The sequence below is a fragment of the Desulfosarcina sp. genome (assembly GCF_055467485.1).
On record NZ_JBUOIV010000107.1, the window covers coordinates 1 to 7791 of the forward strand.

Genomic DNA, 7791 nt, shown 5'->3' on the forward strand with positions numbered 1-7791 from the left:
TCCAGCATACCGTTCAGGTTGCTGCCGTTTTGCGTGGTCCCGCAATGAAAGGCCACGTAGGCGCCTGCCTGGTTGGCCACCTCGATGGCCGCGGCTGTGGTAACCGGGCTCAGGGGCTGATGCCCGCCCAGCAGCTTGAGGCCGAAAGCCCCGGCTTTCAGGGACTTTTCCAGGTAATCCGCCAACTCCGCCCTGCCGGCATCGGGGCCGTTGATGCTGACCCCCGGATCGAGGCGGTTCAACGGTGCCACGCTGATGCCTGATCCCGCAACAGCCATGCCCTCGATCACATCTTCCACGAAACCGCCGCAGTCCAGGGCACAGGTGACTCCGGAGCGCGCCAGCATCTGAAATCCGACAGCCCGTTTCACCGGTGTCAGATGCACGTGGGTGTCCACCAGACCCGGCAAAACGAGTTTGCCGCCGGCCGAAAACATTTCCCTGGCCCTGTCCGGATCGATTTCATTATCCACCCGGACCACCTTGCCGCCCGCCAGCGCCAGGTCGAACCGCCCTTCGCGCTTCTGCGCCGAATCCACCAAATAACCATCTTTGATCAGCAGATCATATTTTTCCATGATAAATGCCTTTTTATGTTTGATCTAAACCCTGCAACTCGCAAGAAAAATCCGGATAGTTTCTACCGGTCCCTAGTTTCTGTGAAAGGAACACTCACCCCCGGTCCCGCCTATGTCTTCCGCTTTCTTTTGTGACCCAGCATCACCCGGGGATCGAACATATCCCTCAATGAGTCGCCGACCATGTTGAACGCCAGGACGGTAAATGTGAGGGCAAGTCCCGGGAAAAGCGCCATCCACCGGCTCTGCAGGATATTGGCGACGCCTTCCCGGATCATATTGCCCCAGCTGGGGGTGGGCGGCTGGATGCCGAAACCTAAAAAACTCAGGGACGCTTCCATGCGTATCGCCCCGGCAATGCTGAGCGTGCCCATGATAACAATGGGGCCGATGATGTTCGGCAGGATGTGGCCGAAGGTGATTCGCAGATCTCCGGCGCCCAGCGCCCGGGTGGCCCTGACGAAATCGAGATTCCGGATCGCCATGGTGGGCCCGCGTGCCAACCGGATGTACTGAGGGACATGGGAAATCCCGATGGCGAGGACGACCTTGTAAATGCCCTGGCCCAGCAGTGTCACGATCATCAATCCCAACAGCAGCGCCGGAAACGACAGCATGATGTCCACGATCCAGGACACCACCCGGTCGACATTGCCCAATTTGTAGCCGGCCAGCACACCGATGGGCACACCGATGCCCATGGAGACCAGCACGGAAAAAACGCCCACCAGCAGGGCCGGCCGGGTACCCCAGATGATGCGGCTGAATAGATCCCGGCCGAATTCATCCGTTCCGAACAAATATTTGAATGTGGGCCCTTTGAAGGAATGCAGAATGTGCTGTTCGCTGAAGTCGTACGGTGCCAGCCACGGAGCCAGCAAAGCGACAACCAGAAGCCCGACAATGATAAAAAAGCCGCACAAGGCCGTCTTATCCTGCTTGAGGACTCGCCAGATGTCTTTGATTAAAAGGAGGCCGGAACCGCCTCTGACGCGTTGCTTTCCGGCGGCCCGGCGGGATGGGGCCATGGCCGTGCTCTGGTTGGCTTTATTCATACTTGACCCTCGGATCGAACAGGGAATAGGTCAAATCGACGATCAGGTTGACGATCACCACGATAAATGCAAAGACCACCAGCCCGGATTGGATGAGCGTGTAATCCCGCTGGCTGATGGCCCCCACGAGCAGTTTTCCGAGTCCGGGCCGGTTGAAAACCGTTTCCGTCAGGATCGCGCCTCCCAGGATGGTGCCGGTATACAATCCGATGGCGGTGATAACCGGGATCATGATGTTTTTCAGAACATGCTTGAAGTGCACTGTGCTGGGTTTGAGGCCCTTGGCCAATGCGGTGCGCACGTAGTCCTCGTTCAGGGCTTCCAGCATGGAGGAACGGGTCAGGCGTGTGACGTAGCTTGCCTGGATCAGGCCCAGGCTCAAAGCCGGCAGGATGAGCTTGTAAATATGTTCGCTGAAACTGCCGGTCCGGACCTGGTGGATGACGGGAAACCAACCCAATTCGACTGAAAACACCAACAGCAGGATGACGCCCAGATAAAATGCCGGAAAAGAAAACCCGGCCAGCGCGACAATGCGGCTGACATAATCGACCGCCGTGTTCTTGCGGATTGCGGCCCAGACCCCCAGGGGAATGCCGATGAGCGCGCCGAGGATCGTCGAGGATATCGCCAGGTTGAAGGTGTAGGGGAACAGACTCCAGATCTGTTCGGCAATGGGCTGGTTGGTGATCATGGAACGTCCCAGATTGCCCCGGACCAGCCGGCCGACGAATTCGAGGTACTGCTTCAGAAGAGGCCGATCCAGTCCCATGTCCCGGCGAAATGCCTGCAGGGCTTCCTCGGTGGCGTATGTCCCCAGCACGACCTGGGCCGGGTCCGATGGAATCACCCGCATGGCGAAGAAAACGATGGTGGCGACCGCCAGCATGATAATGACGGCCGACATCAAACGCTTGGCGATGTAAATTCCCATCCTGTTGTACCCCCCTGGGACCGGGGACACATATCTGTCCACGGTCTGTTAGCTTATGTCACTCTAAATGATCAATTAGGGTGTAACTTTTTGAGCGGTCTCGCGAATATCGTAAAACGACCAGCTCTTCTGCTGAAATCCCAGATCCAGCTTTTTGGATTTGGCCATCGCATACAGCCGGGTAAACAGCGGATAGGATACCGCATCTTTTTTGATCTGCTTCTGGGCGGCCACCCACAGGGTTTTCTGTTTTGCCACATCCAGTTCGTAGCGGGCATCGTCGATATATTTATCCACCCCGGGCAGTGCCTCGCCATAGTGGGAAAAATTGATGATGGCGGTGGGTTTGCCGATAATGGAATCCGAGTGATAAAACTGGGTCAGGTAGATGTTGCCCGTCAGCGGGTAGCGGTAGGCTCCGTAGATGACAACCGGGTTGGCGTCCTTGCGGATCAGCTTGTGATAGGTGGGATGATCCACGACATTCAAATCCAGCTGAACGCCGATCTTTTTCCACTGCTCCTGAATCACCTGCATCGGCGGCAGATAGATGTTGGAATTGGAAATGTTCATGCTCGTTTTAAAGCCGTCGGGATATCCGGCCTCCGCCAGCAGATTTTTGGCTTTGGACGGATCGTATTCATAGTGCGCCACATCGTCGGTATGACCGACGTATCCGGCCGGCAGGGGGCTGTCCTCCGCTTTGGCCACGTCCTTGCCCAGGTAATTAATAATTTCTTCCCGGCTGATTGCGTGACACAGGGCCTGGCGGACTTTGATGTCATCGAGGGGCGGCTTTGTCAAATTGAAATGCAGGACGAACATGTTGGCCGGCGACGTCAGATTGACATCGAATCCGGCCTTGCCGAGCCGGTCGATCCATTCCTGTTTGGCCGGGATGTTGATGGCGTCGACTTCGCCGTTTCGCAGTGCCAGCTCGCGGGTGGAGTTGTCCGGCAAAAAGGACACGACCACCGTCTCCAGTTTAGGCTTGCCGCGCCAGTAGTCCGGATTGGCCTTCAGCGTGAAGCTTTCCCGGGGCTTGTAGCTGCTGAACTGAAAGGGGCCCGTCCCGACGGGGTGATATGTCAGGTCCTTGCCCATTTTTTCGGCGGCTTTTTTGCAGACAATATAGCCGGCCTGGTAATCCACCAGCAGCGCCGGCAGATCGGGGACCACGTTATTGGTTTTGATCTGTACGGTGTAAGGATCGATCGCGGTCACACTCTCGACGGCGGCCAGATTCTTGCGAAACGGCGAGCCCACGTCCGGATTGAGCAGACGTTCGATGGAAAATTTAACATCTTCGGCGGTGAATTCGCCGTAGTTTTCGTGCCAATGAACGCCTTTGCGCAGGTAAAACGTCCAGGTCAACTTGTCTGAAGAAACCTCCCAGCGGGTGGCCAGGGAAGGCTCGATCCTTTCGATGTCGATCTCACCGGCAGGATGCCGCAGCAGGGACTCGTAGACCATCCGGACGATGGGGGCCTCACCGATTTTAACGGCAAAATGCGGGTCCACCGTTCCGATGTCGTCGACGCCCACCGCCAGCCGGGCTGTTTGATCCTCGGACGCTGCCGCCGGGGATACCAGAATCAGAGCCGCCATGACGACCGGCCAGAACCAGTTTCGGCAAATGAAATTCCCTTTCATACGAACCTCCTTTCTTTAAGCGATTGCTGCCTGTTTACGACCCGTTTAATGGAAAGAAACAGGCCACTGAATGCCCCCTTCTTATTTCTGCGATAACGGGGCCTTTGTCGCGACAGATCTGCTGCCGATAGCTGCAGCGGGGATGAAACCTGCAGTTTGCCGGCGGATCGATGGGCGACGGCACATCTCCGCCGAGCTTTGCCCGCTTTTTCTTCTGCAGCGGGTTGGCCACCGGTACGGCCGCCAGCAAAGATTCGGTATATGGGTGGCAGGGCCGGCGGTATAGCTCCTCGGACGGCGCCAGCTCCACCACCTGACCGAGGTACATCACCGCGATGCGATCGCTGATATGGCGCACCACGCTGAGATCATGGGAAATGAAGATATAGGTCAGGTGGAGCTGATTTTGAAGGGTCACCAGCAGGTTGAGGATCTGGGCCTGAACCGAAACATCCAGGGCGGATACCGGCTCGTCGGCAATGATCAGCTTGGGATTCAATGCCAGGGCCCGCGAAATACAGATGCGCTGCCGCTGCCCGCCGCTGAATTCATGCGGATACCGGTGCCTGTGTTCGGCACGCAATCCCACAACGGAAAGAAGCTCCTGCACCCGCTCCACCCGTTCGTCAGCAGTCAGAAGTCCGTGGATGCGAAAGGCTTCCTCGATGATCTGACCGATGGACTTGCGGGGATTCAACGATGAATAAGGATCCTGGAAGATGATCTGCATATCCCGCCGCAGCTGCCGCATGGACTTGTTGTCCAGCGCCAGAATATCCCGGCCTTCGAACGTTATCCGGCCGGAAGTCGGCTCTTCCAGCCGCAAAACACAGTTTCCCAGGGTGCTTTTTCCGCAGCCGGACTCGCCCACCAGCCCGATGGTTTCACCCGGGCGCACCGTCAGATTCACTCCGTCCACGGCCTTTACAAAATTGGCGCTCCGGCCGAAAAACCCTTTGCCGACCGGAAAATATTTTCTGAGATTTTCGATGTTCAGAATATCGCTGTCAGGCATAGTGCCAACACCTCACCTGTTGGTCGTCACCGGTATCGATGAGCCGGGGATCCTCCCGGCAGCAGCGTTCGAACACCCGGCTGCACCGGTCTTGAAAAGCGCATCCCTCGGGAAGATCGAGCAAGCCGGGGACCACCCCTGAGATGGTCTGCAGCATCCGGTCCGGCGGAACCGGCTGATCTATTTTCGGAATCGAAGCCATCAGTCCCAGCGTGTAAGGATGCTTCGGCCGGCTGAAAAGCGCTACCACACCGGCATGTTCGACGAGTTTTCCGGCATACATTACCGCCACCCGCCGGGTCATCTCGGCCACGACGCCCAGGTCGTGGGTGATTAACAGAATGGACGCGCCGAAGTCCTGCTTGAGGTCGTTCATGAGCTCGAGAATCTGGGCCTGAATCGTTACATCCAGGGCCGTGGTGGGCTCGTCTGCAATGATCAGTTTCGGGTTGCAGGCCAGGGCCATGGCAATCATGACGCGTTGGCGCATGCCGCCGCTCATCTGGTGGGGATATTCGTCGATCCGCTTGGCCGGATCGGGGATGCCGACCTTGGCCAGCATTTCAGTGGATTTCTCGAGCGCTTCACGCCGGTGCAGGCGCTGGTGAAGGCGATAGGCCTCCGCGATCTGGCTGCCGACCTTGAAAACGGGGTTCAGGGAGGTCATCGGTTCCTGAAATATCATGGAGATACGGTTGCCCCGGATGCGTCTGATCGCTTCGTCCGACAAACCGAGCAGATCCTGCTCTTCAAAGATAATTCTTCCCTGGGTGATTCGGCCGGTGGGCTCTGGAATCAAGCGCATGATAGACAGGGCGGTTACGCTTTTACCGCAGCCCGACTCTCCCACAAGACCCAGCGTCTCTCCCCGGTCAATGTTGAGATCCAGTCCGCTGACGGCGTTCACCACGCCCTCGTCAGTGAAAAAACAGGTATGCAGGTCTTCTATGCACAGCAGGAGTTCAGCCATTTATCATCCCGGACCCGGATTGGTTTTTGGCGTTCCAGAGATAGTCAGTCCGCTTCCTTGGTGCCTCACGGAAATGCGAACGCTCCTTCCTCCTTCCATAGAGTCGGAGTTTTTCAGTAAGCTTTCTGGAATAAAGCGAGGACGATTTTTCCAGTCATTTAAATCCGAAATTCGAAACTCGAAGCATGAAACAAATTTAAAGGAAAAGATTCAAATAACAGAAACCAAGTAACGGCAAACTTTTTCGAGTCCACTTCTAAATGTGGCGGCTTAATCCAGAAATCCAGATCCCACCATGCGCCTATTGCCCCACCTCGTGTTCGGCCAGGGCTTGCCAGTCGAATTGTACGCCATGACCGGGCCGGTCCGGAGCAACGGCTTCGCCATCTTCGATCTTCAAAGGACTTTCGATAAACCGCTCGAGCCCAAACCCGTGCACTTCCAGGTATACTCCGTTGGGCACCGCCGCCAACAAATGGACATGCAGATCGTGGACACCGTGGGATGTGACGGGCAGATGGCAAGCCTGCGCCATCTTGGCAACCTGCAGCCATGCCGTTATACCGCCCATGTTAGACAGGTCCGGCTCGGGAAAATCCAGGCACCCCCGTGAAAGATATGACTGAAATTCATAAACGCTGTGCAAATTTTCACCGGCGGCGATCGGCAGGCCCCCCTCCCGTGCGACGCGCACGTGTCCGGCGACGTCATCGGGGACAATCGGCTCTTCCAGCCACAGGACCTCGAATTCACTAAAGGCCCGGGCAGCGCGGATGGCCTCATCCACGCGCCACTGCATATTGGCATCCACCATCAACATCACATCCGGACCGATCAACTCACGCATGGCCTGCACCCGGGCGACATCTTCATGCAGCCGGGGACGGCCGACTTTCATCTTGATGGCACGAAAACCGTTGGTAATGTGATGCCGAGTCTGATCGAGCAGCTGATCTAAGGGATGGTATAAGTCCACGCCGCCTACATAGGCCTGGACCCGGTTGGATTTTCCCCCGAACAGGCGCCACAGGGGTTCGTTATGCAGGCGGCCTTTTAAATCCCAGAGGGCGACATCCACCGCAGAAATGGCAAAAACAACGATGCCGCCGCGGCCCACCCAATGCAAACGGTGCCACATGTTTTGCCACAATCTTTCGATACCGCGGGCATCGGACCCGAGCAGGATCTTTCTGATGTCGTGGTTTATCAGGACTTGTACTGCTTTACCACCGACACCGACGGTATAGGTGTAGCCGATACCCTCCATGCCCGAATCCGTGATGATGCGCACGGTGATCAATTCAAAGTCGGGCATTTCTCCATGGGTTGCGTCAGACAGCACGACAGGCAATGGAATCCGGTAAAGATTGCAGTGGATGTCTTTTATCTGCATGATGTCTCCCGGTAGTATGAAGTTTCTGTTTTTGATTAGAGTGGCCGTTTCTTTTGGCCGGAGGCTGGAAGCATTGGTTATTGAGATACACAAATTTTATCGACTCGGCAAGCAAATAATCCACCGGCCGGGCCGGTGGATTATTTGAAGGATAGACGCTATTCTGTTGGGCGGAACAGCACGGTAACATGGA

7 protein-coding genes are annotated in these 7791 nt (G+C 56.6%); all 7 read right to left on the reverse strand.

Going from position 1 to position 7791, the window contains the following annotated elements; all coding sequences use genetic code 11:
- The coding region (locus ACZCED_RS24285; RefSeq protein ID WP_464862028.1) for an amidohydrolase family protein at positions 1 to 578 on the reverse strand (578 nt) is incomplete at its 3' end.
- Between the two features lie 110 nt (positions 579 to 688).
- Positions 689 to 1633: an ABC transporter permease gene (locus ACZCED_RS24290; protein WP_464862029.1), complete on the reverse strand. Its 945-nt coding sequence runs from the start codon at positions 1631 to 1633 to the stop codon at positions 689 to 691.
- Entirely contained in the window at positions 1626 to 2567 is a 942-nt protein-coding gene (locus ACZCED_RS24295) for an ABC transporter permease (protein WP_464862030.1), read from the reverse strand. The genes ACZCED_RS24290 and ACZCED_RS24295 overlap by 8 nt, the downstream gene beginning before the upstream one ends.
- Before the next feature lie 75 nt (positions 2568 to 2642).
- Positions 2643 to 4220 carry an ABC transporter substrate-binding protein gene (locus ACZCED_RS24300; RefSeq protein ID WP_464862031.1) on the reverse strand — a complete coding sequence of 526 codons (1578 nt, stop codon included), beginning with the start codon at positions 4218 to 4220 and terminating at the stop codon, positions 2643 to 2645.
- Positions 4221 to 4254: 34 nt separating this feature from the next.
- Complete coding sequence (locus ACZCED_RS24305; protein WP_464862032.1) at positions 4255 to 5235, reverse strand: ABC transporter ATP-binding protein; 981 nt, start codon at positions 5233 to 5235, stop codon at positions 4255 to 4257.
- Positions 5228 to 6205, reverse strand: a complete 978-nt coding sequence (locus ACZCED_RS24310) for an ABC transporter ATP-binding protein (protein ID WP_464862033.1) — start codon at positions 6203 to 6205, stop codon at positions 5228 to 5230. Before ACZCED_RS24310 ends, ACZCED_RS24305 begins: the two co-directional genes overlap by 8 nt.
- Before the next feature lie 301 nt (positions 6206 to 6506).
- Complete coding sequence (locus ACZCED_RS24315; protein WP_464862034.1) at positions 6507 to 7598, reverse strand: mandelate racemase/muconate lactonizing enzyme family protein; 1092 nt, start codon at positions 7596 to 7598, stop codon at positions 6507 to 6509.
- Positions 7599 to 7791 lie beyond the last annotated feature (193 nt).